Origin of the sequence: Flavobacterium ustbae (genome assembly GCF_003946915.1) — a bacterium.
GTDB lineage: Bacteria > Bacteroidota > Bacteroidia > Flavobacteriales > Flavobacteriaceae > Flavobacterium > Flavobacterium ustbae.
In genome coordinates this window covers 299,654-325,868 of the sequence record NZ_RPOC01000003.1, presented here as the reverse complement: position 1 = coordinate 325,868, position 26,215 = coordinate 299,654, and the positions used below count along the sequence as shown (strand labels likewise).

The following is a 26,215-nucleotide window of genomic DNA, read 5'->3' as shown; positions in this document are numbered from 1 at the left end:
TAACCTAAACTTAACATCTGATGAAGGAAAAATCATTCCTGCATAATTTGGTAACAATTTGCATACTTTTATTATTATTATCACCGCTTACTGTTCAATCTCAAAAGAAAAAGAAGAACAAAAAAGAAGATACAACTGAAATTAAAAAAGATTCTACCGATTCTAAAAAAGGTAAAAAATACGGAGACCTTGTAAAAAAAGGCGTTGTTAAAAAAGGACTTTTCAATATTATTCAGGTTAAAACCGACGTTTATTTCGAAATTCAAGACAGTTTATTCCAAAGAGAATTTTTAGTTGTAAACAAATTATCTCAAGTTCCTTTTCAGGTAAACGAAGCCGGTTTAAACAAAGGAATGAATTATGAAAACAAGATTATCAGTTTTTATAAAGATACCATTGCAAAGAAAGTTTGGGTAAAATCGTATGTGCCAAAAGTTTCTTCGCCAAAAGAAGATGCCATTACACAATCGGTTCAAAATAATTTTGCAGAATCTATTATTGAAGTTTTTGATATTGAAACAAAAAATAATGATTCGACAGCTGTTGTAATTAAAGTAAATAAGATTTTTGACGGAAAACAAAAAAGCTTCAATGATGTTTTGAGCAACATTGGTTTTGGCGGTTCTGTAAAATCTGAGCTTTCTTATATTGAAAGTTTAAAATCTTTTCCAAAAAATATTATTGTAAAATCGCAATTGACTACTTCTGTTAGCGAAGGCGGTCCTGCATTGTCTGTAACTCTTGGAGTTACAAGCAACATTATTTTATTGGATAAAATTCCAATGAAACCTCGTTTTTCTGACAACAGAATTGGTTTCTTCACAGAAAAACACTGGTATTTTGCCGACTCTCAACAGGCAATGCTAGAAAAAGAATTAATAACACGCTGGCGTTTAGAACCTAAAAAGGAAGACGAAGAGCGTTATTTAAAAGGCGAATTAGTAGAGCCGAAAAAACCAATCGTTTATTACATCGACCCGTCTACTCCAAAACAATGGAGAAAGTATATTATTGATGGCGTATACGATTGGCAGGCAGCTTTTGAAAAGGCAGGATTTAAAAATGCCATAATTGCAAAAGAACCTACTGAACAAGATTTGGATTTTGATATTGACGATGTACGCTATTCTGTAATTACGTATGCCGCGTCTCCAAAATCAAACGCGATGGGGCCTTCTGTGGTTGACCCGAGAAGCGGTGAAATTATCGAATCTGATATTATCTGGTGGCATAATGTTATGACTTCGCTTCAAAGTTGGATGCGTATTCAGACTGGACCAATCGATCCGAAAGCTAGAGGAAATAAATTTAGTGACGAACATATGGGAGAGGCAATTCGTTTTGTTTCTTCTCACGAAGTGGGCCATACTTTTGGTCTGAAACATAATATGGGTTCTTCTTTTGCTTATGATGTAGAATCTTTGCGTTCTAAAGAATTTACAGCAAAAATGGGCGGAACTGCTCCATCTATTATGGATTACGCACGCTACAATTATGTAGCTCAGCCAGAAGACAGTGTAACGGTCATTACTCCAAAAATTGGAGAATATGATAAATATGCTATTGAATGGGGTTACAGATGGTATTCGCCTAACGAAAACGAGACAGCAAAACTAAACGCCTTAATTACAAAACATCAAAATGACCCCATTTATTTCTATGGCCAGCAGCAGGAAAATATTGTTGATCCGCGTTCACAATCAGAAGATTTAGGAAACGATGCCGTAAAAGCAAGCGAATACGGTTTAAAAAATCTTAAACGCGTTGTCGATAATATCTTAAACTGGACTTACGATAAAGATCAGTCGTATTATGAAACCGGAAAACTATACATCGGAGCTATTGGGCAATGGCAGATGTACAATCGCCACGTAATGAACAATATCGGCGGTATTTACTTGAACACTACTGTTCATGGTGACAATAAACAAAGTTATGTTCCAGTTCCTGCAGCAATGCAAAAAAGAGCCACAGATTATTTAACTAAAAATGTTACCACAATACCTCATTGGTTATTTTTTAATGACATTTTAGACAAAACCAATCCGTTGAAAGATTCTCCTCTTGGGCCTTACGAATATACGCCTTATACGCTTTCGAGAGAGTTACAGTACAATGTTTTATATGATTTATTTAGTGATGATCGTTTGCTTCGAATGACAGAAAATGAATTGTATCAGCGAAATAAATCCAAAGATCCTGTTTTTACCGTAAATGACTTATTTAAAAAAATGCATCAAAGTGTTTTTGCGGGAACAATTCAAAACAAATCTTTGAGCATTTTGGAAAGAATGACACAGAAAAATTATGTAGATGTTTTAATCGTTTCAACCAACAAATTATTTGAAAAAACAGATGGCAAAAAAACGCTGGAAATTCAGCAGACTTTAAACATGCCGCATCTATGCAGTTATTTAGACAATGCTCACATGGCACGAAATATTAATCAATCTTCATTAAAAAGGGTTACCGAAGTGACTTCTGATAAAAAAGGAGAACTCAACAAAATCCTTCAATTATTAAAAACCAAAAAAAGTACTGGGGATCAATCTACCCAAAACCATTACCGCGATTTGATCCAACGAATCGAAAAAGCTCTAAATAATACAACCTTTTAATACACAACCAAAAACATGACAAAAATTTTACAAGCCTTACTGCTATTCCTGGCCATCGCAGGATATTCGCAGGAATCTCGAACTATTTCGGGTATTGTTTTAGACGAAACTGACAAATCTCCAGTTCCAGGAGCATCAATTTTCGTAGAAAACAATTCTATCTCTAATAAAACAGCTATGGCTGGAATTATTCAAAGCTCAAGCATCGGAACTACTTCAGATTTTGATGGTAAGTTTCAATTAAAAGTACCTAAAAATGTTACTGCTTTAAGAATAACATTTATGGGATACAAATCCTATACTTTAGATTTATCTTCTTCTCAAAAAGAATATACAATCAGTTTAAAATCTGAAGTTGGAAAACTTCAGGAAGTTGTAGTAACGGGTTACCAAAAAATAGAAAAAAGAAAGCTTACCTCTGCAATTGCAAAAGTAGACATGGCTTCTATTCAACAAGCAGGAGTTGCAAGTGTCGATCAAATGTTATTAGGACAGGTTGCGGGAGTTGTTGTAACTACGGAATCTGGAGCACCAGGAGCGCCAGCTAAAATTAGAATTAGAGGAACTGCTTCTCTTAACGGTTCACAAGATCCTCTTTGGGTTTTGGACGGTTTGCCATTAGAAAGCCAGGATGTTCCTAAAAACTACGATAAAGACAATATCGATTTATTGGCAAATTATTCTATCGCTGGCTTAAATCCTGATGATATTAAAGATATTACCATTTTAAAAGATGCTGCTGCAACTTCTATTTATGGAGCACGTGCTGCAAACGGAGTAATTGTAATTACGACTAAAAAAGGAAAAAGTGGTAAAATGACAATTAATGTTAACACCAATACTTTTATCAATCTAAAACCAGATTTCGACAAATTGAATTTGATGAATGCTTCTCAAAAAGTTGATTTTGAACTGGGTCTGGCGAGTCGTTCCGATTTGACCTACAGAGATACCAATGGTGAGATCGCTCGTATTTTGAATGGAGCTAATGAATTAAACACTTTCAGAACTGGCGGATTCTCTTCTTTAAGTCCGGCTACACAAAATGCTATCAATACTTTAAGAAACAATAATTTTAACTGGGGGAACTTAATTTACCAAAATGCAATCAATACGCAGCACGGTTTAAGTATGTCTGGTGGTGGCGAAAAATCAGATTACTATTTCTCTGCAGGTTTTTATGATGAGCAGGGAACTACTATCGGAACTGGTTTCAAACGTTACAATTTAACTTTAAAAAACAACTACGAAGTATCAGACCGATTTAAAGTTGGCGTTGGACTTTTCGGTTCAGAGTCTATCAAAAACTCTTACGTGACAGATGTTAGCACAAATACGAATCCTGCAAATTACACCAGAAACGTAAATCCGTACCTGACACCTTATAATGCTGACGGAAGTTATAAATATGACCAAGATATCACTGGATATTCTGATCGTTACATTCCATTTAATATTTTAGAAGAAAGAGCCAATACTTCTTACGATCTAAAAACAAGAGCCATAAAAGCGATTTTAGATGCCGAGTATAAAATTACAGATCATTTAAAAGCAAGTAGCCAGCTCGGTCTTCAGTTGGACCATAATTCTTCTGAGAAATTTGCTGGTCAAAATAGTTACTACACTAGAAGATATAGAGAAACATCACGTTATTTTTCTAATGGCAGTTTCAATTACTTCCTTCCAAATGGTGGTGTAATTGAAAATAATAATAACGACTTTTTTCAATACAATTTAAAGACAACCCTTAATTATTCGAATGTTTTTGCTGATAAACACGAGGTTGAAGTTATGGTTGGTAATGAATTAAGAAGAAATTACCAAACTTCTATTTTTACAAAAGGATTCGGTTTTGATGAAAATACATTGACAACGCAGCAAATTGTTTTCCCAAATGCTGACATGGCAAACAACCCAGAATACAGAACATACCGAAAGGTACAAACTGAAAGTGCATTTGCTTCTTTCTTTGCAACGGCATCTTATACTTACAACAGAAAATATACTGTCTTCGGAAGTGCACGCTATGATGGTTCAGATTTATTTGGTGTAGATCCAAAATACAAATATTTACCGCTTTGGTCGGCTTCTGGTGCATGGTTGGTTTCTCAAGAAAACTTCTTAAGAGACAGCAATGTTGTCTCAAACCTAAGATTACGCGGTTCTTACGGTTTACAAGGAAATATCGACAAAAACACTTCTCCATTTGTTGTAGGAGAAAACAAAACTACAACTATTCTTCCGGGACAGACAGAACCGACGATTGTAGTGGTTAGTCCTCCGAACGAAAAATTACGTTGGGAAAAAACTACAAGTACGAACTTTGGTGCAGACCTAGGATTGTTTCATAACCGTATTAGTATTATTGCTGATGTTTATGGAAGAAAAAGTACCGATTTATTAGGCAATAGAGCATTACCGGTAGAAAATGGTTTTGAATTTACAAACATGAACTGGGCTCAGGTAACCAATAAAGGTTTTGAACTTTCTATTGCAACAAAAAATATTGACCGTCCAAATTTTAAATGGACTACCAATTTTAACCTTGCACAAAACAAAAGCAATGTTGATCGTATAGAAGTTCGAGATACTGATTATATGCCAAGCAGAGAAGGTCGTCCTGTAAATGCAATTTTCGGATTTAAAACAAACGGAATCGATGAAAACGGAAATCCATTATTCGTTAACAAAAAAGGAGAAACTGTAAACAGCCAGACTTTCTTCGGATTGTATGATGTTTTAGCAGACATATTCCCAGGAGAGTTTTCTCAATCTAACTTATCGGCGGCAGAATTTAGAGATTTATTTACTTATTTAGGAGATAGAGATCCTAAATTTACAGGAGGTATTACCAATACTTTCAAAGTAGGCAACTTTGATTTAGCAGTTGTGGCTTCGTTTACTTTAAACCAAACTATGGTAGAAACACCGCCTTATTACGGAGCTGAAGTTGACAGAGGATTTAACTATTCGACTAGAATTTTAAATGCGTGGTCACCAACTAACACCTCTTCAAACCTGCCAGGTATTACAAGCCAGACTTCTGGAACAGGAGATTCTTGGATGGCTTACCAGTGGTATTCGGGAGGAAATCAAATTAAAACAATGAACTATCTGGATACATGGGTTCATGAAATGAGTTATATGAGATTAAATAGCATGCGTTTAGGTTATACATTCCCAAAGGCATTTACAGATCAAATTAACATTTCAAGTATCAGACTTAATGTTGAAGCTAGAAACTTATTTGTAATCAGTTCAGATTTCAAAGGGTACTTTGATCCTGAAACTTACGGAAATATTTATTCTCAGCCAGTTCCTAAATCATTTACGCTAGGATGTAATGTTACTTTTTAATACTATCAAAAGATGAAAAAATACTCAAAATATATATTGTTTTTTATCGCAGCGCTAACCGTAAGCAGCTGCGATGATTATCTGGATGTAACGCCTATTGGTAAAGTAATTCCAGAAACATTACCACAGTTTCGTGCCGTTTTAACAACAGGATATTCCGTTTATCCGCAACATAAATCATTGACTGAAGTTCGTGCAGACGGACTTACAATGAATGAATTTAGCGATGACTTTATCTATTACAAAGACATCTATACTTGGAAAGATTCTAATCCAGACAAGATTACAACTTCTTTTCAATATAAGAATTTATATAATGTCATTTTTTATACGAATGTTTTAATCAATGAAGCTTCTAAAAAAATCGAAACTTCTGCAGAAAGAGATCAATTAATTGGAGAAGCTTACGCTTTAAGAGCTATGGCTTATTTTGATTTGGTTAATCTTTTTGCAAAACCTTACAATGCCACAACTGCAGCAAGCGACAAAGCAGTGCCATTGGCATTAGAGATCGATTTGGAACAGGCTTTTATTCCTGAAACTGTAGAAGTAATTTACAACCAAATTATTTCTGACACCAATGAAGCAGAAAAATTGCTTAATGTCGTATCGCAGCCAAAAGGATTAAATTACCGTTTTTCAAAATCTTCTTTATACAGTTTAGAAAGCCGTATTTACTTGTACCAAAAACAGTGGCAAAAATCTCTTGACGCAGCAAACAAAGCATTGGCAATCAAGAATGATTTAGTTGATTTAAATGCAACAAAAGTTTTGGCTAACCGATATGATGGCTTAGAATCTATCTTAGCGCTTGAAAACACCTTTATCAACAGTTTGAAAGCGACATCATATGCTTCTCCAGACTTAATTGCTACCTACAACAAAACGACAGATTTACGTCATTCGCTTTACTTTTTAGCAAGCGGGAGCCGTTTTAGAATCCAAAAAGGTGGAGAAGATGCTCAAAAATGTTCTTTTAGAACTTCTGAATTATATTTAACAAAAGCAGAAACGTTATTGGAGTTAAATAATGTAGCCGATGCCAAAACTACTGTATTAGATTTTATTTCAAAACGATACAATCCTTCTGGTCTTGCACAGCTTACCACTTCTGTTAATGGAATGAATGCAACTGATCTGGCAACATTTATTGGTGACGAAAGACGCCGTGAATTTGCTGCAGAAGGACATCGTTGGTTTGACTTAAGAAGAACTACTCAAAAACAAATCGTTCATACTGTAGATGGAAACGATTATACATTGATACAAAATGATCCGCGTTACACGATAATTTATCCAGCAGACGCGAGATTGAACAATCCCAATCTATAATACACCTATTTTTTTTTTAAAAGGTTCAGTTTTTACAGCTGAACCTTTTTTTTATAAAATACATACAAGAAAATGCTCAGTTTATTGCGAATACGAATTACTGAAATTATCTTTGCAGCATAACCGGTTCTAATTTCCCTAAAAATGAAAATTGCCATTGTAGAAGATGAGCATCTTGCTTCAAGCTATCTAAAATCAATTTTAGAACAGCAGGACGTTTTATCGATTGCAACAATCAGCGTTTTAAAATCGGTAAAAGAAGCCGTTGTTTTTTTTAGCGAAAACAAAGTCGATCTCGCTTTTATGGACATTCATTTAGGCGATGGAAAAAGTCTCGAAATTTTCGAAAAAACCACTATTACCTGCCCTGTAATTTTCATCACGGCTTACGATTCTTACGCCATTTCGGTTTTCAAACATTTTACAATCGACTATCTCTTAAAACCATTTGAAGAAGACGAATTATTGGAAGCGCTTCAAAAATTCAAAAAAATAAAAGATAGCTTTAACAGCAATACTACCCTTGAATCTTTAGTTGCAATAGAAAATCCAGAAAGCAATAAAATTCAGCGTCATTTCTTAGTAAATCACGGTTATAAAATGATTTCTATTAACGAAAGTGAAATCACCTATTTTTCGGCAACAGGAAAACACCTTTTTATTCATATAAAATCAGGAAACAGCTATTTATACAATAGTACTTTAACGGATATTATAAATAGCCTAGATCCTTTTAATTTCTTTAAAGTAAACCGAAAGTATATTGTTACCCGAAACAGCATTAAAGAAGTACTTAAACATTCTAACCAAAAGATCGAATTGATTTTGACGGTTCCTCCAGCAGAATCTGACGCAATTTTCATTAGTAAAAAGGAAATTAATAATTTTAAAAACTGGCTAGATAAGTAATTTAATCATTATTTGGCTATAAATTTACACTGGTTTCCTAAATTAAAAAACTGCACTATTCACAAATTGTGATTTAAAATCCGACTAAAAACTGTCAAAAACACTTTAAAACGTTAAATTAGCGTTATAGAAATCATAAAATTGACCTTTCACAATCAGTCAGATAGCAGGATTTTTTCGTTTATTATTTATCTTTGAGAATATAGAAATCAAATGTAAAAGAAAATGCCACAAAATAGATTTTATCCTGATGAAAAATTCAAAGAAATAGAAATAAACGCCTCATTACAATTAAGATATGCCATTTCGAACAGAGGTCGATTAATAAGTTTTACCGACGAAATTGAAAACGGCCGCATTCTAAAAGGCGGTTTAAGCGACGGATATCCAACTTTCCGTTTTAAGGTAAAAAAAGACGATAAAATCGTTAATAAATATCTTTTTTTATACAAATTAGTTGCTCATTATTTCATTCCGAAAGAATCTGAAGAGCAGACGTATGTTCTGCATTTGGATTATAATAGAGCCAACGATGACGTACGCAATCTTCGCTGGGCAACCAAACAAGAAATGATGGCGCACAGCCGTAAAAGTCCGCGCGTTATCCAAGCCAAAAAGAACTTAATAGAACACAATCTTAAAGCAGATGGGCGAAAATTAACCACCACAAAAGTGATGTTAATCAAAAAAATCCTTGCAAGACCAGAACAAAAAACGCGTCTTAAAATGATTGCCAAACAATTTGGCGTAAGCGAAATGCAAATCAGAAGAATCGCCAGCGGAGAAAACTGGGGACATGTTAAGATTTAAAAATTTTGTTTCAAAGTTTCAGGTTTAAAGTTTCAGGTTTAAAGTTGTTACGCGAAGTCGAAGTCCACAAAAAAAATAGTTTGCCACGAATTGCACAAATTTCCACTAATTACTATAAAATTCGTGTTGATTTGGTGTAATTCGTGGCAAAAACATTTTAACCTAAAACTTAAAACCTAAAATTTCTAATTCGTGCAATTTGTTGCAAAAAACGTTTTCGGTCAGAAACTTGAAACCTGAAACTTGAAACAAACAAAAACAAACCCGAAAAATTAAAATAAATCCTTAAATTCGCAATCACAAATAACAAAAGAATAAATCGAAATATGAGTTTCGGAAATACAAACTTCATTTTCGATAGTTAATACTAAAAGCAAAAAAAATGAAATACGACGTTATTGTTTTAGGAAGTGGTCCTGGAGGATATGTAACAGCGATTAGAGCTTCTCAATTAGGCTTTAAAGTAGCTGTAGTAGAAAAAGAAAATCTTGGTGGAGTTTGCCTTAACTGGGGTTGTATCCCGACAAAAGCGCTTTTAAAATCTGCACAGGTTTTTGATTACCTTAAACACGCTTCTGACTACGGATTGAAAGTTTCTGAATTTGATAAAGATTTCCCTGCAGTTATTCAGCGTAGCCGTGGTGTTGCAGAAGGAATGAGCAAAGGAGTTCAATTCTTAATGAAAAAAAACAAAATTGACGTTATCGAAGGTTTTGGAAAACTAAAACCAGGAAAAAAACTTGACGTTACTGATAAAGACAATAAAGTTACAGAATATAGCGCTGATCATATTATCATCGCAACTGGTGCTCGTTCTCGTGAGTTACCAAACTTACCTCAAGATGGTGTAAAAGTAATTGGATACCGTCAGGCAATGACATTACCAACTCAACCAAAATCTATGATTATTGTAGGTTCTGGAGCAATTGGAGTTGAGTTTGCTCACTTCTACAACTCAATGGGAACAGACGTTACCATCGTAGAATTTATGCCAAACATTGTTCCTGTAGAAGACGAAGACGTTTCTAAACAAATGGAGCGTTCTATGAAGAAAGCGGGTGTAAAAATCATGACTAACTCTTCTGTAGAAAAAATTGATACTTCTGGAAACGGAGTAAAAGCAACTGTAAAAACAGCAAAAGGAGAAGAAATCTTAGAAGCTGATATCGTACTTTCTGCAGTTGGAATCAAAACAAACATCGAAAACATCGGATTAGAAGAAGTTGGTATCGCTGTTGACAGAGATAAAATCTTAGTAAACGCTTACAACCAAACTAATATTCCAGGATACTACGCAATTGGAGACGTTACTCCAGGTCAAGCTTTAGCACACGTTGCTTCTGCTGAAGGAATTAACTGTGTAGAAAAAATTAAAGGTTTACACGTTGACCCAATCGATTACGGAAACATTCCTGGTTGTACTTATGCAACTCCAGAAATTGCTTCTGTTGGTTTAACAGAAAAACAAGCAAAAGAAAAAGGTTACGAATTAAAAATTGGTAAATTCCCATTCTCAGCTTCTGGAAAAGCAAAAGCTGCTGGAGCTGCTGACGGATTCGTAAAAGTTATCTTCGATGCTAAATACGGAGAATGGTTAGGATGCCACATGATTGGTGCTGGTGTTACAGATATGATTGCTGAAGCAGTTGTAGCTCGTAAACTAGAAACTACTGGTCACGAAATCTTAAAAGCTGTTCACCCTCACCCAACAATGAGCGAGGCTGTTATGGAAGCTGTAGCTGATGCTTACGGCGAAGTAATTCACTTGTAAAATATACGATGTAAAGATTCTTCTTTACGGAGTTATATATAATTTTCAATTTATAAAATCCGATTTGCGAAAGTGAATCGGATTTTTTTGTTTTTGTCATTTCTATTATGCTATTTTTTTAGGAGCTAATCCCGCTATACGTTTCACCCGAGCGATAGCGAACTGACGAAGTAATCTTTTTTATTTTTAAAGAAAAAATAAAAAAGGATTTCCACTTCTATCGAGGCTAGTGCAAATCATTTTCATAAAAAAATATTGTTTAACTTTGATTCTCAGCGAAGTCAAAGAACAATCAAGAAACTCGGTAAAAAAATCAACCAAAATCAGAATTCCAGAGGAATGAAATATTTATGGTTTCATTACATACCAAGTACAAAAGCTCCAGCGGAGCGACACATTCTTTATCTAAATTATGAAGTATGCCGCTCCGCTGGAGCTCTTCAAATCAGGTTAATTATTTCCTATACATATTTCGTCCCGCTGGGACTTTTAAGAATAAATTTTATTGAAGAATTTATTCTACATTTACAGAGGTTCAAAGTAACCCATTATCTAATTGACTAATTTCCAAATCATCTAATTAAAAAATGACCACCGATATAATAGAAGTAAACAATTTCATTGTATTGATTGAGCAGTCCAATTCTGATAAAGAATTTGTGCAAAAATGCGAGATTGATGGCGATGCCGTTGGTTTTGCTTTTTATGGTTCTGGAAATGTCGAATTAGAGATTAAACACAACGACCAGACTAAATACTTAACCAATACAACCGGTTTGGCGATTTCTTTCTTCGGAAATCAGAAAGTTGGTTTTGCTCATAAAATTGCTCCAGAAAAACCTTTGCAGTCGATCAGTGTTTTTGCAAAGCTAAAAACCATTCAGAATTTGCCTCAAACAGAAAAAGAAATTTTCGAAAAGCAATTACCCGAATTGGTCAATCCGAATGCACATTTCGTAAAAGGCCCTACCCTATTTATGAGTTTAGAAATGCAATTGGCTGTTCAAAAAATATTCAATACGACGTATTCTGGCAACACAAGACTTTTGTTTTTGAAAAGTCAGGTAAATGAATTACTGGCACATTTTTTTGCTCTTTTATCTGAAGAAAAGAAAATGGAGCAACTTACAGAAAAAGACAAAGAAAAACTTTTTCAGGCAAAAGATATTGTGTCCACAAACTATTCTAAGCCGCCAACTATCACAGAACTTTCTAAATTAATTGGATTAAACAGCAATAAGTTAAAAAAGAACTTCAAAGAATTGTTCGGTATTCCAGTTTACAAGTTTATTCACGAAGAACGTCTTAATAAAGCTTACGAATTACTCTGCAACAGCGAAAAAACTGTACAAGAAGCGGCTTGGGATGTAGGCTACGAAAGTTTAAGTTCTTTCTCCAATGCCTTTCAGAAAAAATTCGGATCACGACCAAACGAAGTTCGAAAACAATTCCTTTCAAACAAATCTTAATTCTTTTCCAACAAATGATTTGATGATGATTAGCGCAACTTTGTCCTATCATTAATTCAAAAATCATTAATCATGGAAACTAACAAAATCTTATTGATCGGCGGTAACGGAAAAACAGGCCGAAGAGTTGCAAATTTATTACAAGATACTTCCAATGTCGAAGTGAGAATTGGATCAAGGTCTGCCAATATTCCGTTTGATTGGGAAAAACCAGAAACTTGGACTGAAGCCATAAAAGACATCAATACGGTATACATTACTTTTCAGCCCGATTTGGCTGTTCCATTTGCTACAGAAGCTATTCAGAAATTTACTCTTTTAGCCACAAAACTTGGCGTTAAAAAAATGGTGCTGCTTTCTGGAAGAGGCGAAAAAGAAGCGCAAATCTGTGAAGAAATCGTAAAAGCAACAGCACAAAACTGGACGATTGTAAGAGCAAGCTGGTTCAATCAAAACTTTAGCGAAAGCTTTTTTCTAGAACCTATTTTAGCTGGATATGTAGCATTGCCAAGAGCCGAAACGCTTGAACCTTTTACAGATGCCGATGATATTGCCGAAGTAGTTAAAGAAGCATTATTAAACGAAAAGCACAACGAAAAAACCTACGATTTAACAGGTCCGCAATTGCTTACTTTTAAACAGGCTGTGGCAGAAATAGCTAAAATCACAGAAAGGAATATTATTTTTCAAGCGCTGGAATTAGAAGAATACATTGCAATGCTTCGCGAATATAAAGTTTCTGAAGACGAAATTTGGCTTATCAATTATTTATTTTCAGAAGTTCTTGACGGCCGAAATTCCAGCATTACCAATGATATTGAACAAATTCTAGGACGAAAAGCAGCCACCTTCTCAGAATACGTTCAGAGAACCGCTCAAACTGGAATTTGGAACGAAGTAAATCAGCTGTCATGAAATATTTCAGAGCCATTCTCTCTGGATTAATACTCTGGATTTGTGTCGCAGTTTCTTTTTTCATACTAGAACATACGCCTGTTATAAAAGAATCATTAAGCATGCAAACCTTTATTATTTGTATATTAATTGTCTTCTATTCATTAGCGGGAGCTGCTTTCTATTATAAAAAAGGAAATACAATGCCAGGATTTAAAGTTGGACTAATTATGTCTCTTACCGCAATTCTTATGGATATTTTGATATTTGTTCCTTTAGTAGAAATTCCGAAAGGCAATACATATCAAGACTTTTTCAGCAATCCATTATTATGGATATTGGCCACTTTAAATGTAGCAATAGTATATTTATATTGGAAAAAGAAATTTAAAATTAAATAATTGTAAAAACAGATTTTAAATTATAATCCGGCTTGCAGAAGTAAGTCGGGTTATTTATCTTACAAAAAATATAAAATTTAGAATCATGTCTGATACAAAAATATTCTACGCCGACGGAGAAAATCCGAAAATGATCGAAGCGTACAAAAAAGCTCAAGAAACTTTTAAATATTTCTGGAGAGAACTATCTTGGGAATACAGAAGAATAGTTCCGGGATTGGACGTTGCTTGTGTAAAATTGGCTTTCACAGAAGAAATAGACGGACAAATTGAAGTCGAACATATGTGGATTAATGATGTAAACTTTGATGGCGAAAATATATACGGAATTCTGGTGAATGACCCAGACGTTCTGACAAACGTAAGTAACGGAGACGAAATTGCAATTCCCGTAAATCAAATTAGCGATTGGTTATTTGCTTCTCAAGGAAAAACTTACGGAGCTTTTACCATTCATGCTATGCGTTCTGAAATGAGTGACGATGAAAGAGCTGCTCACGACGAAGCTTGGGGATTAGAATTTGGAGATTTTAATGATATTCAGATCGTTTTTGAACAGAAAGAAAAACCTGAGAATCTAATCGAACACCCAATGAGCAAAAACATGAAAGAAAGCCTAATCGAGTTCCTGAAAAATAATCCAGAAGAAGTAAACGGACAAGACGATTTGGGCTATACTTTTTTACACCGCGAAGTGATTGCAGGAAACCAGAGTTCTGTCGAAGTGATTTTGGAACATGGTGCAGATAAAAATGCCATAACCAATAGCGGAAAAACAGCTTTAGATTTTGCTAAAGAACTAAAATGGGATCATTTACTTCCTCTTCTCCAATAAAAATTCAAAATTCCGGTTTACTGTACAAACCGGAATTTTTTTATACTTTTTATGCACAATAAATAGTAATTTTTCATCACAATTTAAAGACCGATTTTAAATAATAAAGCTCTAATTTTGCAGCGCCCATAATAAATCTGTCATGAAAAAATTAGTGTTCTTTTTAACAATTGCTCTTTTTTTAACATATTGTGTTTCAGCGCAAACAAAGCCTGCCAATCCATCTATTTTTGCAAAATCGTATGATTATGTAAATGATTTCGAAAAAATTCTGACTCCAAATCAAATTAAAGAATTAAATGACTTTTTAAAATCTAGCGAAGAAAAAACAAAAATTAAATTGCTTGTTGTTACAACGTCCTCGATAAATCCTTACACCGACTTAACCGATTATTCGATGGATTTGGACAAATACCTGCTTTCTCAATTAAAAATTGACACTTCGATTTTAATTGTAATCAGCAAACAGCTTAGATCAATTCAGGTACAGGGAGTTGATAAAATCCGTGCTAAAATGAGCGATCAGGAAATGACGGATATAATTTCAACCTATTCCATTCCCGAATTAAAAAAAGGAGATTACTACAAAGGTTTGCAACAAGCTACATTACAGCTGATAAAAAAAGTGGAGTAAAACCAATCAATTATTTAGAAACCAAATAATTACAAAGTGTATTCGCAATATTAAAAATACTTTTATTTAATAAAATAAAAGCTTATTGAGGCCATTCAAAAGCTCTAACGGAAATAATTTTGCCAAGTTATTTAACAAATTAAAAACTTGAAAAATGAAAAAAGTTATTCTATATGGACTTCTGGCGCTAATTATTATTGGTTCTTTATTTAGTTGTCAAAATAAACAAGATCAGAATGCCTCTGCTGATAACGCTACTCAATCTGATCCTGTAAAAGAATTAATCGAAGGAAACAACAGATTCTTAGAAGGAAAATCAAATCATCCGCATCAAGACAAGAAAACGGTTCTTGCCAATCAAGACGGACAAAAGCCATTTGCTGTTATTGTAACTTGCTCAGACAGTAGGGTTTCGCCAGAAATTGTTTTTGACCAAGGAATTGGCGATTTATTTGTAATACGTAACGCTGGAAATCTGATTTCAGACATTGATATGGGTAGTATCGAATATGCAGTAGAACATTTAGACACTAAACTTATAATCATTCTTGGACATACAGAATGTGGCGCCGTTAAAGCATATATCAATGATAAAGATGGAGCTTATAAAAAACACTTCAATCACATCGATAATATTGTTGAAACAATTGCGAACGAAAAAGAAGAAATTGATGCTGATAAAGTTACCCCAAAAGCCAACAATTATTTAGGAGCAATTGATGCCAATATTAAACACTCTGCTAAAATGGTTCAGGATAATCCAATTGTAAAAGAACACAAAGCAACTATCATTTCTATGCGATACGATGTACATACAGGAAAAGTTGTGCAGTTGTAAAAAAAATTAATAAAAAGTAAAAAATCCGATTTTGTATGAAATCGGATTTTTTTTTGAAAATTATCAAAACTTAAAATACTCTTTACAGTAAAATCCATATCTTGTCTCTAGTAAAAATTCAAATGATGACATTAGAAGAGTATAAAAAAGAATTTTCTGAAGATGATGCAGTGGGATGGCTAGAAATCGACAAAGAATTCGATCGCCTTTATCCTGGTCAAGAACCCAAACACTTTGCTCCAGCTATAAGTTATATGCTGGGTGGAGATAATCCGCTTGACGGCGTAAGCTATTATGAAAGCAAAAAACAAGAAGATCATTATCATTTTATAACCTACGGATTTTCTGAGTTGTATTATGATGAGGAAAAAGCGAATGGCGATTTTAGCAAATGGGGTTTTGAACTTACTTTTAGATTAAAACCTTTTGAAGCTGATAACGAAAACCCAAGCTGGGCGGTGGCGCTATTGCAGAATATTGCCAAATATGTTTTTAGTTCTGGAAAATGGTTTGAAGAGTTTCATTACATGCCTGCAAATGGGCCAATCCGATTGGGTACAGAAACTGATATTACGGCACTCCTTTTTATAAACGATCCAGAAATCGAAAAAAAGCAGACGCCGCACGGAGAAGTTTCTTTTTTACAAATTGTCGGAATTACGGGAGAAGAATACAACGCTATACTCGAAAATCAAATAACGGTTGAAGAATTGGTCGATAAATTGAAAGAAAATAATGCTTTATTAATTACCGATTTAAATCGAAAAAACAAGGCTTAATTCATTTCTAAAATGATACGCATAATAGAATTTAGAGAAATCGATTTACAGTCTTTAAGAGCACTATTCTTAAACGAAAGACAGTGTACCTTTTTAGAACAAGACACATCTGAATTTAAACTCGAAGATTTTGACAAACAAACGCAGGGAGAATATGTTCTAACGGCTTTTCTAGATGATATTCTTGTTGGATTTATTTCGATCTGGATGCCAAACAACTTTATTCATCATCTTTACATTGATACTAAATATCAGGGAAAAAACATTGGCACCGAATTATTAAAAGCAGCAATACAGAAAACTACATTTCCTATTACCTTAAAATGCCTTGAAAGCAATTCCAAAGCAATTGAATTTTATATAAAAAAAGGATTTAAAGAAAAATCTAAAGGGCATTCGAGCAACGGAACTTATATTTTATTTGAGTTAACCAAAGAGATTGTATAACCCAAAAAATACTAAAAAATGAATCCGATTCAAGATTATAACAATTCTCAGACAGCAGAAAATAAAGCAATCTGCGATGCTCTTTATACCATAATTAGTAAAAATCTTTCTGAAGCCGAAAACAAAATTTGGCACGCGCATCCGGTTTGGTTTTTAGATGGAAATCCGATTGTAGGTTACAGCAAATTAAAAGATTCTGTTAGGTTACTTTTCTGGAGCGGACAATCTTTTGATGAAGAAGAACTTCAAAACGAAGGTTCTTTTAAAGCAGCTGAAAAACGTTATACAAATACCGATCAAATAAACGAACAAGATCTGAAACGCTGGCTCGAAAAAGGGAGAGAAATTCAATGGGATTATAAAAATATTGTCAAACGAAAAGGCATTCTCATTCGTTTAAAATAGCTTTAAAACAACATAAAGCTTTTGATTATAAGAAAGTTTTGTGTCAGAAAAATTTGTATTTTAGTAACGTCAAAACGCTAACCTAAAACCTTATAAATCATGCTAAAACAACTAATTTTTATTTTTGTTTTTTGCTTCGGAATTCAATTGAATGCGCAGGAATTTGGTTTTACTAAACCAGATTATAAAGCAATCGAAAAAGAAATCTCCGATAAAAATTCAAAATTCTTTTATCCAAAATTGATGGAAAGGCTAGTAAAAAACGATACGCTTTTAACTACCGAAGAATATCGACATTTATATCTTGGGTATGTTTTTCAGCCTAAATACAATGCCTTTTGGACAGCTCCAGATGATGAAAAGCTTCGCACTTATTATAATAAAGAGAAGCTTGAAGTTCAAGATTATGATGAGATTATCAAACTAGCCAATAATTCTATAACCGAATTTCCATTTGACTTGCGACAGCTTAATTACCTGTCCTACATTTATCACTTAAAAGGCGACGAAGAAGCCGCAAAAGTGACTTCTTATAAATTTCACAGTATTATGAATGTAATTCTTTCTTCTGGTGACGGAAAGAATTGCGAAACCGGTTTTCATGTTTTAATGGTCGATCACGAATATATTTTGCTCAACCTTTTTGAAATCGAATCGAAAGGGCAGTCACTTGTTGGTGATTGTGATTATCTAAGCTTTGAAAAAGGAGTTTACAAAGTAGACGGAATTTATTTTAATATCGAAAAAATGCTGGAAAACGAACGAAAAGCACTTCGCTAAATACTTTTTAAAATATAAAACTAAGAAGCTTCTGCAAATTGTAACGCAGAAGCTTTTTTTGATAAAAATTATTTATTTATTGTTTATCAATAAATTTTTATTATTTTAGCAGCATTAATTTTAATATTGACTGTTATGGAAATTAAAATTGGAACACCGCAGATTCTAAAAATCCTGAATATTTTATCATGGATTATTTTTGTCGGCTTATGCGTAGAAGCTGGCATGTATCTTTTTAACGGAGTTTACACAATGACGGTAAATTCGTATAACGCACGTTTTCTTAATTTGCTAGATTTATACAATTACAATGCTAGTTATTATATTCAAGAAATATGTTTTATTAGTATTGTCGCCGTGTTAAAAGCAATAATGTTTTATCTGATTGTCAAAATGTTGCATGAAAAGAAATTAAATATCGAAAAACCATTTACGGCAGAAACAGGACGCTTTATAGCTTATCTTTCGTATTTGGCTTTCGGGATTGGTTTATTTTCTTACTGGGCTTTCAAATTCAACAATTGGCTCATTATGAATGGTGTAAAACTTCCTTCTTTAGAATCACTTAATCTTGAAGGCCACAGTATTTGGATTTTTATGGCAATTGTAATGTTTGTTATCGGGCAGATTTTTAAAAGAGGAATCGAAATTCAATCTGAAATTGATTTAACCATTTAAACGAAAAAGTATGCCTATTATAGTAAATTTAGACGTCATGATGGCTAAAAGAAAAATGTCATTAAACGAACTTTCAGAAAAAGTAGACCTTACCTTATCCAATCTTTCCATATTAAAAACGGGCAAAGCAAAAGCTATCCGTTTTAGTACACTCGAAGCCATCTGCAAAGTTTTGGATTGCCAGCCTGGAGATATTTTAGAATTTTCTGAAGAATAATTTTATTTCAATTTAATTCGTATTTTCGTACAAATTAAACATTTTTAAAATAGCTTAAAATCTAGAAATGAATATTTTAATTGTTTACGCGCATCCGAGCAAAAAATCGTATACTTTTCAAGTTTTAGAAAGAATAAAACTTGCCTTAGCCGAAGAGAACTGGAATGTTACTATTTCTGATTTGTACGCATCGAGTTTTGCCAGCGATATGTCTGAGGAAGAATACGAGCGTGAAGGCTTTGCAAAAACAGAACTTCCGATTCCTGCAGATGTTTTAGCAGAACAAGAAAAAATAGAAAAAGCAGATTGCATTATCTTTTTATATCCCGTTTGGTGGAGCGATTGCCCTGCAAAACTAAAAGGCTGGTTTGACCGCGTATATTCTGTTGGATATGCTTACGGACAAAATGAAACTTCTAGAAAAATGAAAACAATTCCGTACGGACTTGTAATTTGCACGGCAGGACATCCGAATGATTTTCTTCATGAAATTGAAATGGCGCAAAGCATGGAAAAAATTATGCTAGAAGATAGGCTTGGAAAACGTTTTACAAATAAAGAAATGATTATTCTGGGCGGAACTTTAAACCTTGAAAATGTAATGGATAAACATTTTGATGTGATTAATAAAATACCAGAAAAAATTAAAAAAGTTTTTTGATTAAAATTCCAAAATTTGAAATTCCAAATTCCAAAAAAAATCTAAAATCTAAAATCAGAAATCTTAAATAGCACTTGTCCGAAACACACCTTAAAATTGTCTTTTAACGCCTTAATTAATTGATTTTTAGATTGTAATTTTACTTTACTAATTTAAAAATCAATTAATTATGAATACGCAAGATTTTACCACAACTATACTTGTCAATCAATCACAAGAAGAAGTTTTTAAAGCAATTCAAAATGTTCGTGGCTGGTGGTCTGAAGAAATTGAAGGAAAAACAGCAAATAAAGGAGATGAATTTAAGTATCATTATGAAGATGTTCACCGTTGTAAAATAAAGTTGATTGAAGTCATTCCAAATCAGAAAATCGTTTGGTTGATCGAAGAAAATTATTTCAGTTTTACAAAAGACGACAAAGAATGGACCAATACAACTGCAGTTTTTGCTATTTCGAAAGAAAATGACAAAACGAAACTCACTTTTACCCATGTTGGTTTGGTTCCAGAATACGAATGTTTTGAAGTTTGCAAATCGGGTTGGACAAATTACATTCAGAATAGTTTAAAGAAACTTATTGAAACAGGAAAAGGCGAACCTAATTCTACCGGAAAACCTCAAACGGAAGCCGAAAGAAAATTATCAACAAGAGAATAAATTTCATAAATACGCTAAATAAAACTTTGGCGTAGATCTTAGTCCAATAAAAACAGAAGCATTTAATTTTATAAATTTAGAATTCTTTTCTGCAAAATTTATAAAGCTTAATTTTATAACTTAGTTTGCTATTAAATCCTGAATCATGACTAAGAAAGAAATCGCTAAAAACTTCCTGAAATTGGCAGCAAAAGGGCATTCTCACGAAGGCTTTCGATTGTATGTCGGGAAAAATTTTAAACATCATAATGCCCATTTCAAAGGCGATGCAGAAACGTTAATGCTTGCTATGGAAGAGTCTGCCAGAGCAAATCCGAACAAGGTTTTTAAAATTCACCATATTTTAGAAGATGGCAATTTGGTCGCTGTACATTCGCATCTCAAACAGATACCTTCAGACATTGGTTTTGCGGTTGTACATATTCTAAAATTTGATGGCGACAAAATTATCGAACTCTGGGATTTAGGGCAGCCCGTACCCAAAGATTCCATAAACGAAAACGGAATGTTTTAATTTACAGTTCCAGTTAAGATCTTCAACAAACAACAAACAACAAACAACAAACCATAAACCTTTCCAAACATCACAATGAATTCCATTTTTAGATTCTCTGCATTACTAGCTGTCTTTTTTCTATTTTCAAATTGGAATTCTTTCGCTCAAAAAAATGCAACAATTGCTCCCCAGATTGACAGTGTTTTAAGCAATTCTTCTCCAAAATTTAATGGAACAATTTTAATTTCTAAAAACGGAAAATCAATTTACAGTAAAGCTGTGGGTTTTGCAGATTTTGATAAAAAGGCACCTTTAAAAATGGACAGCCAGTTTGAAATCATGTCGAATACAAGGCAAATTACTGCAGTTTTGATTATGAAAGAAGTCGAGCAGGGAAAAATAGATTTGCAAGTTCCCATTAGAAAATATCTGCCGAATCTAAAGCAAAGCTGGGCAGATTCTATTACTACTCATCAGTTGTTAAATCATACACACGGAATTGTAGATCTGAATAAACCTTTGGCTTTTAAACCCGGAAGCCAATTTAAATATGGCAATGAAGGTTATCCTTTTCTAGGTTTGATTATTGAATCTGTTTCTAATAAAACGTATGCAGAAATGGCAAGCGCTCTTTTTAAAAAGCTTAAAATGAATAATACTTTTTGTTATTCTGAAGGCAATACTCAAAATTTGGTTACAGGTTATATGAATGAAAATAATAAGATAGAAAAAGCTGAAAATTCTTTGATTACTCCAGAAAAAGTTCCGTCTGCCGGCATTGTTTCAACTGCAAATGATTTATTGATTTGGAACAACAATCTGCATAAAGGAAAAATCTTAAAACCCGAAACCTATCAATTAATGCTACAATATAATATTCTGGCACAGCATAATGTTTTTGGAAAAGAAAAAATAGGTTACGGTTACGGACTTAGAATTGTAGATAAAGAATCGCCTAAATATTATGGACACACTGGTCTCGGCAATGGATTTTCTTCTGTAAATTTGTATTTTCCTGTAAGCGATGTGAGTATGATTGTGTTAGAAAATGAAATGAACGCAAATTCTGATTTGTTTTATAAAACTGGAATTACAATCAAAAACCTGCTTTTGAAAAGTGATTTATTCAATCAAAAACAATAAAAATGGCGACTAATAAAACAACCGAAACTTCCAACAGCGTTACCGATTTTATAAATGCCGTAGAAAATGAAGCAAAAAGAAACGATGCTTTTGAATTGGTAAAAATAATGCAGAACATCACGGGTTTTGAACCCAAAATGTGGGGCCCAAGTATTGTTGGTTTTGGAAGTTATCATTACAAATACGATAGCGGACACGAAGGCGACGCGCCTTTAGCTGGGTTCTCTCCAAGAAAAGCAGCCATGACGGTCTATTTTTATTTGCCAGAAGAAAACAGAGAAGAACTTTTATCTCAACTCGGAAAACATACCTCTTCTAAAGCCTGCATTTACATTAAAAAATTAGCGGACATTGATATTGAAATCTTAAAAAAGATAATTTTACGTTCAATGGAATACACCCAAAATTTATATCCTTCCAAATAAAATGACCACATTCTTAATTCTGATATTTCTACTAATACTTGCCGTTTACCTGTTTTTGCAACATCCTAAATTTGGAAAAGCACCGTCTGGCGAAAGACTGATACAAATTCAAAACTCGCCTCAATATAAAAACGGAAAATTCGAAAACCAGAATTTTACTCCAGATCTTGCTGAAGGTGCGAGTTATTCTAAAGTTTTTTATGATTTTTTCTTTAAAAAAGTAGAAAAAAAAATTCCGACAGATTTAATTCCTTCTGTAAAAACCAATTTACTTGAACTTTCTTTAGATCAGGATATTTTGGTTTGGTTCGGGCATTCGTCATACTTTATTCAATTGGAAGGAAAACGCTTTTTAATCGATCCCGTTTTCAGCGGAAACGCCTCTCCTATTCCAGGAACCACAAAATCTTTTAAAGGGTCTGATATTTATACGGTTGATGATCTTCCAGAAATAGATTATCTACTAATTACACACGATCATTACGATCATTTGGATTATGAAACGATTTTAAAACTAAAACCTAAAACCAAACAGATTATTACTGCACTTGGCGTGGGCTCGCATTTTGAATTCTGGGGTTTCCCTGCAGCAATAATTATCGAAAAAGACTGGTACAGCACAATTCAATTAGATGAAAATCTTACGATTCATACCGCTCCATCAAGACATTTTTCGGGCAGAGGTTTTAAAAGATGCAATACACTTTGGACTTCTTTTATTTTAGAAAGCAACGATTTTAAAATGTACTTGGGCGGAGACAGCGGTTACGATTCGCATTTTGCTGAAATTGGTGAAAAATACGGCCCTTTTGATATTGCTTTAATTGACAATGGACAATACAACCAGAGCTGGAAATACATTCATAATCTGCCAGAAGATGTCATAAAGGCAATGAAAGACCTGAAAGCAAAGAGAGTTTTTCCGGTTCATTCTTCAAAATTTGCATTATCGCTTCACGCTTGGGACGAACCTTTGAAAAAAGTAACTGAATTGAATAGTTTGTCTGAAAATCCAATTCCATTAATCACGCCTAAGATAGGCGAAGCAGTCGAACTGAAAAATGAAAAGCAAGAGTTTAAACAGTGGTGGCTTAACATTCGATAGGTTTAAGCAACAAAGGCTTTTTTTAAGAAACAAAGGCTCAAAGAAACAAAGGTTCAAAGTGAAGTAGAAGGAAAAACTTGAAACCTGAAACCTGAAACCTGAAACCTGAAACAAAAAACTAAAAATGAAACCAAAAATATACTATTCTGCAATTGCATTTCTCTTAACAATAACCCTATTTTCTCAAAATACCTACGTGTTTTTAGGATCTTACAATCGTGATAAAACAGCTGAAGCTATTCAAGTTTATCAATTAGACACAATAAGCGGAAAACTAACCAAATTTACTTCTGTTAAAAACATTGTGAATCCGTCTTATTTGACCGTTTCTCCAAACGGAAAATATGTTTATGCCTGTACTGATACCAAAACTCCAAATGCGGGAAGCGTAAGCAGTTTTGAATTTAATCCATCATCCAAAACTTTGACTTTTTTAAACAGCCAAAGAAGCGGTGGAGAAAATCCCGTTTATGTCAGCGTTCATAAAAACGGAAAATGGCTAGCCAATGCCAATTATACAGAAGGCAGCGTTTCGGTTTTTCCTATTTTAGAAAACGGCAAAATCGATTCGATTGCGCAGAATTTTCAATATACAGACGGAAGCTTTAATAAAGAGAGACAAACCAAATCTCATGTGCATTCGGCCGTGTTTTCTCCGCAAGGTGATTATTTGTTTCTACCCGATTTAGGAGCCGATAAAATTCGCTGTTATGCTTTTGATGAAAATCAGAAAAAGCCTTTGTCAGAAACTGCAAATCCGTTTACGAAAACTGATTTAGAAGCTGGGCCAAGACATTTTACTTTTCACCCCAATCAAAAATGGGGATATTGCATTGAAGAAATGGCAGGACAAATAAGCGTTTACAGTTATGAAAATGGCGTTTTAACTAAAATTCAGCGCATTGCCACACATACTGATGAAATAAAAGAAGGTTTTGAAAGCTCTGATATTCACATTTCTCCCGATGGAAAGTTTCTATATGCAACCAACCGCGGCAAAGAAAATAACATTGCCATTTTTTCTATTGACGAAAACGGATTGCTGAAAAACATTGGTTATCAATCTACTTTAGGAAAACATCCGCGAGTTTTTGCTCTTGACGAAAGCGGAAAATTTTTAGTAGCATCGAATGTTCTAACCGGAAATGTTGTTGTTTTTAAAAGAGATTCTAAAACAGGATTATTGAAGAAAACAGGAAAACAGATTAAAATGGAAAATGTTTCTTGTGTACAGATTAAAAGAATCTAAAAATTAGCCTTTAACTAAAAAACAAAAAATGCAAACATCAAACTTCAACTTACAGCCCGATTTCTTAGAAAACGAAATTTCAAAGTTAATTCCGTTAGAAGAAAAACATTTTGAAGCCTTATTTGAAGCCGCTTCCGACCCATTAATTTGGGAACAAAATCCAGTTAAAGATCGTTATACGAAAGAAGGTTTTAAAACTTTTTTTGATATAATAATTACAAAAGGTTCTTTTTTAATTCTCGACAAACAGACTAGTGAAGTAATGGGAACAACAAGTTTTTACGATTACAATCCAGAAAAATCAAATGTCGGAATTGGCTATACTTTTATTACCAGAAAATATTGGGGCGGACCTTACAATAATTCAAACAAAAAATTAATGATGGATTATGCTTTTCAGCATGTAGATTCAGTACTTTTTCATGTTGGATCAGAAAATTTCCGTTCGCAAAAAGCGGTTTTAAAGCTTGGAGCAGAAAAAGTAAATGATCTTACATTTAACATAAATGGCGTAGAAGTTCCGTATTTTGAATATGAATTGAAGAAAAAAAGATAATAAAATTATGAGTTATGAATTATTAATTATTAGTCGAAAAGCAAACTGATATCCGTTAAAATTCATAATTTATAATTCATAATTCATAATTCATAATTCATAATTCATAACTCATAATTCATAACTTATAATTTAAAAGAATGAAAAGAATAACCGTTTTCTGTGCTTCTAGTTTTGGCACTGAAAAAATTTACGAAGAACAAGCTACTGCTTTGGGTAAAACTTTGGCTGAGCAAAATATAGAAGTCGTTTACGGTGGCGCAAATGTAGGCTTAATGGGCGCTGTTGCGGACGGAGCTTTGAACGCTGGCGGAAAAGTAATTGGGGTTTTGCCTAATTTTTTAAGATCGAAAGAAATTGCGCATTTAGGTTTAACTGAATTAATTTTGGTGGAAAGCATGCACGAAAGAAAAACCAAAATGAATGATTTATGCGATGGCGTAATTGCGCTTCCGGGCGGTTTTGGTACTCTAGAAGAACTTTTCGAAATGCTAACTTGGGCGCAATTAGGATTACATAAAAAACCAATTGCAATTCTTAACACAGATGGTTTTTACGATTCGCTGATCGAATTGCTGCAAACCATGACAGTAAAAGGACTATTGAAGGAAGTCAATCAAAAAATGCTTTTGGTAAGCGATACTATCGACGATTTATTAGAACAAATGAAAAATTACACGGCGCCAACTGTTGGAAAATGGATTGATAAAAAAGAAGTTTAATACGTAGAAATACGCTTTGAAGTGAA

General features: G+C 33.7%; 27 protein-coding genes. All 27 read left to right on the top strand.

Annotation, left to right across the window (positions count from 1 at the left end; translation table 11 throughout):
• Positions 1-20: 20 nt before the first annotated feature.
• The 27 genes from EG814_RS07100 to EG814_RS06970 all read left to right on the top strand — a co-directional run bounded on the left by EG814_RS07100 (position 21) and on the right by EG814_RS06970 (position 26,189).
• Entirely contained in the window at positions 21-2,618 is a 2,598-nt protein-coding gene (locus EG814_RS07100; RefSeq protein WP_125720335.1) for a zinc-dependent metalloprotease, read from the top strand.
• A 15-nt stretch (positions 2,619-2,633) separates the two neighbouring features.
• Positions 2,634-5,975 carry a SusC/RagA family TonB-linked outer membrane protein gene (locus tag EG814_RS07095; RefSeq protein WP_125720333.1) on the top strand — a complete coding sequence of 1,114 codons (3,342 nt, stop codon included), beginning with the start codon at positions 2,634-2,636 and terminating at the stop codon, positions 5,973-5,975.
• Positions 5,976-5,987: 12 nt separating this feature from the next.
• Positions 5,988-7,307 (top strand): RagB/SusD family nutrient uptake outer membrane protein, encoded by a 1,320-nt coding sequence (locus EG814_RS07090; RefSeq protein ID WP_125720331.1) that lies wholly within the window; start codon positions 5,988-5,990, stop codon positions 7,305-7,307.
• 144 nt (positions 7,308-7,451) lie between these two features.
• On the top strand, positions 7,452-8,216 hold the full coding sequence (locus EG814_RS07085; protein WP_125720329.1) for a LytR/AlgR family response regulator transcription factor: 765 nt from the start codon (positions 7,452-7,454) through the stop codon (positions 8,214-8,216).
• A gap of 225 nt (positions 8,217-8,441) precedes the next feature.
• Positions 8,442-9,026, top strand: a complete 585-nt coding sequence (locus tag EG814_RS07080; RefSeq protein ID WP_125720327.1) for an NUMOD4 domain-containing protein — start codon at positions 8,442-8,444, stop codon at positions 9,024-9,026.
• A 382-nt stretch (positions 9,027-9,408) separates the two neighbouring features.
• Positions 9,409-10,797: a dihydrolipoyl dehydrogenase gene (lpdA, locus tag EG814_RS07075; protein WP_125720325.1), complete on the top strand. Its 1,389-nt coding sequence runs from the start codon at positions 9,409-9,411 to the stop codon at positions 10,795-10,797.
• Positions 10,798-11,384: 587 nt separating this feature from the next.
• Positions 11,385-12,266, top strand: a complete 882-nt coding sequence (locus EG814_RS07070) for an AraC family transcriptional regulator (RefSeq protein ID WP_125720323.1) — start codon at positions 11,385-11,387, stop codon at positions 12,264-12,266.
• 72 nt (positions 12,267-12,338) lie between these two features.
• On the top strand, positions 12,339-13,181 hold the full coding sequence (locus tag EG814_RS07065; protein WP_125720321.1) for an SDR family oxidoreductase: 843 nt from the start codon (positions 12,339-12,341) through the stop codon (positions 13,179-13,181).
• Entirely contained in the window at positions 13,178-13,561 is a 384-nt protein-coding gene (locus EG814_RS07060; RefSeq protein WP_125720319.1) for a DUF5367 family protein, read from the top strand. The genes EG814_RS07065 and EG814_RS07060 overlap by 4 nt, the downstream gene beginning before the upstream one ends.
• Positions 13,562-13,646: 85 nt before the next feature.
• The gene (locus EG814_RS07055; protein WP_125720317.1) at positions 13,647-14,396 is read left to right on the top strand and encodes a DUF2314 domain-containing protein; all 750 of its coding nucleotides are present in this window, start codon (positions 13,647-13,649) and stop codon (positions 14,394-14,396) included.
• A gap of 142 nt (positions 14,397-14,538) precedes the next feature.
• Positions 14,539-15,030: a TPM domain-containing protein gene (locus EG814_RS07050; RefSeq protein WP_125720315.1), complete on the top strand. Its 492-nt coding sequence runs from the start codon at positions 14,539-14,541 to the stop codon at positions 15,028-15,030.
• Between the two features lie 154 nt (positions 15,031-15,184).
• Positions 15,185-15,868, top strand: coding sequence for a carbonic anhydrase (locus EG814_RS07045; protein WP_125720313.1), 684 nt, complete (start codon positions 15,185-15,187; stop codon positions 15,866-15,868).
• A 125-nt stretch (positions 15,869-15,993) separates the two neighbouring features.
• A complete protein-coding gene (locus tag EG814_RS07040; protein ID WP_125720430.1) occupies positions 15,994-16,647 on the top strand; it encodes a suppressor of fused domain protein in 654 nt (217 codons plus the stop codon).
• 12 nt (positions 16,648-16,659) lie between these two features.
• Entirely contained in the window at positions 16,660-17,094 is a 435-nt protein-coding gene (locus EG814_RS07035; protein WP_125720311.1) for a GNAT family N-acetyltransferase, read from the top strand.
• Positions 17,095-17,112: 18 nt separating this feature from the next.
• Positions 17,113-17,499: a DUF1801 domain-containing protein gene (locus EG814_RS07030; RefSeq protein ID WP_125720309.1), complete on the top strand. Its 387-nt coding sequence runs from the start codon at positions 17,113-17,115 to the stop codon at positions 17,497-17,499.
• 99 nt (positions 17,500-17,598) lie between these two features.
• Positions 17,599-18,279 (top strand): DUF4919 domain-containing protein, encoded by a 681-nt coding sequence (locus EG814_RS07025; protein ID WP_125720307.1) that lies wholly within the window; start codon positions 17,599-17,601, stop codon positions 18,277-18,279.
• A gap of 135 nt (positions 18,280-18,414) precedes the next feature.
• Positions 18,415-18,957 (top strand): DUF2975 domain-containing protein, encoded by a 543-nt coding sequence (locus EG814_RS07020; RefSeq protein ID WP_125720305.1) that lies wholly within the window; start codon positions 18,415-18,417, stop codon positions 18,955-18,957.
• 10 nt (positions 18,958-18,967) lie between these two features.
• Positions 18,968-19,174, top strand: coding sequence for a helix-turn-helix domain-containing protein (locus EG814_RS07015; protein WP_057116634.1), 207 nt, complete (start codon positions 18,968-18,970; stop codon positions 19,172-19,174).
• Positions 19,175-19,241: 67 nt separating this feature from the next.
• Positions 19,242-19,835: an NAD(P)H-dependent oxidoreductase gene (locus EG814_RS07010; RefSeq protein ID WP_125720303.1), complete on the top strand. Its 594-nt coding sequence runs from the start codon at positions 19,242-19,244 to the stop codon at positions 19,833-19,835.
• A 169-nt stretch (positions 19,836-20,004) separates the two neighbouring features.
• Positions 20,005-20,493, top strand: a complete 489-nt coding sequence (locus EG814_RS07005; RefSeq protein ID WP_125720301.1) for an SRPBCC family protein — start codon at positions 20,005-20,007, stop codon at positions 20,491-20,493.
• A 145-nt stretch (positions 20,494-20,638) separates the two neighbouring features.
• The gene (locus tag EG814_RS07000; protein ID WP_125720299.1) at positions 20,639-21,007 is read left to right on the top strand and encodes a nuclear transport factor 2 family protein; all 369 of its coding nucleotides are present in this window, start codon (positions 20,639-20,641) and stop codon (positions 21,005-21,007) included.
• A gap of 75 nt (positions 21,008-21,082) precedes the next feature.
• Entirely contained in the window at positions 21,083-22,132 is a 1,050-nt protein-coding gene (locus tag EG814_RS06995) for a serine hydrolase domain-containing protein (protein WP_125720297.1), read from the top strand.
• A gap of 2 nt (positions 22,133-22,134) precedes the next feature.
• The gene (locus tag EG814_RS06990; protein ID WP_125720295.1) at positions 22,135-22,557 is read left to right on the top strand and encodes a DUF1801 domain-containing protein; all 423 of its coding nucleotides are present in this window, start codon (positions 22,135-22,137) and stop codon (positions 22,555-22,557) included.
• A 1-nt stretch (position 22,558) separates the two neighbouring features.
• Complete coding sequence (locus EG814_RS06985) at positions 22,559-23,662, top strand: MBL fold metallo-hydrolase (RefSeq protein WP_125720293.1); 1,104 nt, start codon at positions 22,559-22,561, stop codon at positions 23,660-23,662.
• A 124-nt stretch (positions 23,663-23,786) separates the two neighbouring features.
• A complete protein-coding gene (locus EG814_RS06980) occupies positions 23,787-24,911 on the top strand; it encodes a lactonase family protein (protein WP_125720291.1) in 1,125 nt (374 codons plus the stop codon).
• Positions 24,912-24,939: 28 nt separating this feature from the next.
• A complete protein-coding gene (locus EG814_RS06975; protein ID WP_125720289.1) occupies positions 24,940-25,467 on the top strand; it encodes a GNAT family N-acetyltransferase in 528 nt (175 codons plus the stop codon).
• A gap of 140 nt (positions 25,468-25,607) precedes the next feature.
• Positions 25,608-26,189 (top strand): LOG family protein, encoded by a 582-nt coding sequence (locus EG814_RS06970; RefSeq protein ID WP_125720287.1) that lies wholly within the window; start codon positions 25,608-25,610, stop codon positions 26,187-26,189.
• The last annotated feature ends 26 nt before the right edge of the window (positions 26,190-26,215 follow it).

What these genes read in the sequence shown, in the direction of transcription:
- EG814_RS07100 (WP_125720335.1), top strand. Translation starts at nt 21, where the DNA reads ATGAAGGAAAAATCATTCCTGCATAATTTGGTAACAATTTGCATACTT.
- EG814_RS06990 (WP_125720295.1), top strand. Translation starts at nt 22,135, where the DNA reads ATGGCGACTAATAAAACAACCGAAACTTCCAACAGCGTTACCGATTTT.
- EG814_RS06995 (WP_125720297.1), top strand. Translation starts at nt 21,083, where the DNA reads ATGAATTCCATTTTTAGATTCTCTGCATTACTAGCTGTCTTTTTTCTA.
- EG814_RS06970 (WP_125720287.1), top strand. Translation starts at nt 25,608, where the DNA reads ATGAAAAGAATAACCGTTTTCTGTGCTTCTAGTTTTGGCACTGAAAAA.
- EG814_RS06985 (WP_125720293.1), top strand. Translation starts at nt 22,559, where the DNA reads ATGACCACATTCTTAATTCTGATATTTCTACTAATACTTGCCGTTTAC.
- EG814_RS07060 (WP_125720319.1), top strand. Translation starts at nt 13,178, where the DNA reads ATGAAATATTTCAGAGCCATTCTCTCTGGATTAATACTCTGGATTTGT.
- EG814_RS07095 (WP_125720333.1), top strand. Translation starts at nt 2,634, where the DNA reads ATGACAAAAATTTTACAAGCCTTACTGCTATTCCTGGCCATCGCAGGA.
- EG814_RS07025 (WP_125720307.1), top strand. Translation starts at nt 17,599, where the DNA reads ATGCTAAAACAACTAATTTTTATTTTTGTTTTTTGCTTCGGAATTCAA.
- EG814_RS07070 (WP_125720323.1), top strand. Translation starts at nt 11,385, where the DNA reads ATGACCACCGATATAATAGAAGTAAACAATTTCATTGTATTGATTGAG.
- lpdA (WP_125720325.1), top strand. Translation starts at nt 9,409, where the DNA reads ATGAAATACGACGTTATTGTTTTAGGAAGTGGTCCTGGAGGATATGTA.
- EG814_RS07080 (WP_125720327.1), top strand. Translation starts at nt 8,442, where the DNA reads ATGCCACAAAATAGATTTTATCCTGATGAAAAATTCAAAGAAATAGAA.
- EG814_RS07020 (WP_125720305.1), top strand. Translation starts at nt 18,415, where the DNA reads ATGGAAATTAAAATTGGAACACCGCAGATTCTAAAAATCCTGAATATT.
- EG814_RS07065 (WP_125720321.1), top strand. Translation starts at nt 12,339, where the DNA reads ATGGAAACTAACAAAATCTTATTGATCGGCGGTAACGGAAAAACAGGC.
- EG814_RS07055 (WP_125720317.1), top strand. Translation starts at nt 13,647, where the DNA reads ATGTCTGATACAAAAATATTCTACGCCGACGGAGAAAATCCGAAAATG.
- EG814_RS06980 (WP_125720291.1), top strand. Translation starts at nt 23,787, where the DNA reads ATGAAACCAAAAATATACTATTCTGCAATTGCATTTCTCTTAACAATA.
- EG814_RS07010 (WP_125720303.1), top strand. Translation starts at nt 19,242, where the DNA reads ATGAATATTTTAATTGTTTACGCGCATCCGAGCAAAAAATCGTATACT.
- EG814_RS07050 (WP_125720315.1), top strand. Translation starts at nt 14,539, where the DNA reads ATGAAAAAATTAGTGTTCTTTTTAACAATTGCTCTTTTTTTAACATAT.
- EG814_RS06975 (WP_125720289.1), top strand. Translation starts at nt 24,940, where the DNA reads ATGCAAACATCAAACTTCAACTTACAGCCCGATTTCTTAGAAAACGAA.
- EG814_RS07085 (WP_125720329.1), top strand. Translation starts at nt 7,452, where the DNA reads ATGAAAATTGCCATTGTAGAAGATGAGCATCTTGCTTCAAGCTATCTA.
- EG814_RS07045 (WP_125720313.1), top strand. Translation starts at nt 15,185, where the DNA reads ATGAAAAAAGTTATTCTATATGGACTTCTGGCGCTAATTATTATTGGT.
- EG814_RS07040 (WP_125720430.1), top strand. Translation starts at nt 15,994, where the DNA reads ATGACATTAGAAGAGTATAAAAAAGAATTTTCTGAAGATGATGCAGTG.
- EG814_RS07090 (WP_125720331.1), top strand. Translation starts at nt 5,988, where the DNA reads ATGAAAAAATACTCAAAATATATATTGTTTTTTATCGCAGCGCTAACC.
- EG814_RS07030 (WP_125720309.1), top strand. Translation starts at nt 17,113, where the DNA reads ATGAATCCGATTCAAGATTATAACAATTCTCAGACAGCAGAAAATAAA.
- EG814_RS07005 (WP_125720301.1), top strand. Translation starts at nt 20,005, where the DNA reads ATGAATACGCAAGATTTTACCACAACTATACTTGTCAATCAATCACAA.
- EG814_RS07035 (WP_125720311.1), top strand. Translation starts at nt 16,660, where the DNA reads ATGATACGCATAATAGAATTTAGAGAAATCGATTTACAGTCTTTAAGA.
- EG814_RS07000 (WP_125720299.1), top strand. Translation starts at nt 20,639, where the DNA reads ATGACTAAGAAAGAAATCGCTAAAAACTTCCTGAAATTGGCAGCAAAA.
- EG814_RS07015 (WP_057116634.1), top strand. Translation starts at nt 18,968, where the DNA reads ATGCCTATTATAGTAAATTTAGACGTCATGATGGCTAAAAGAAAAATG.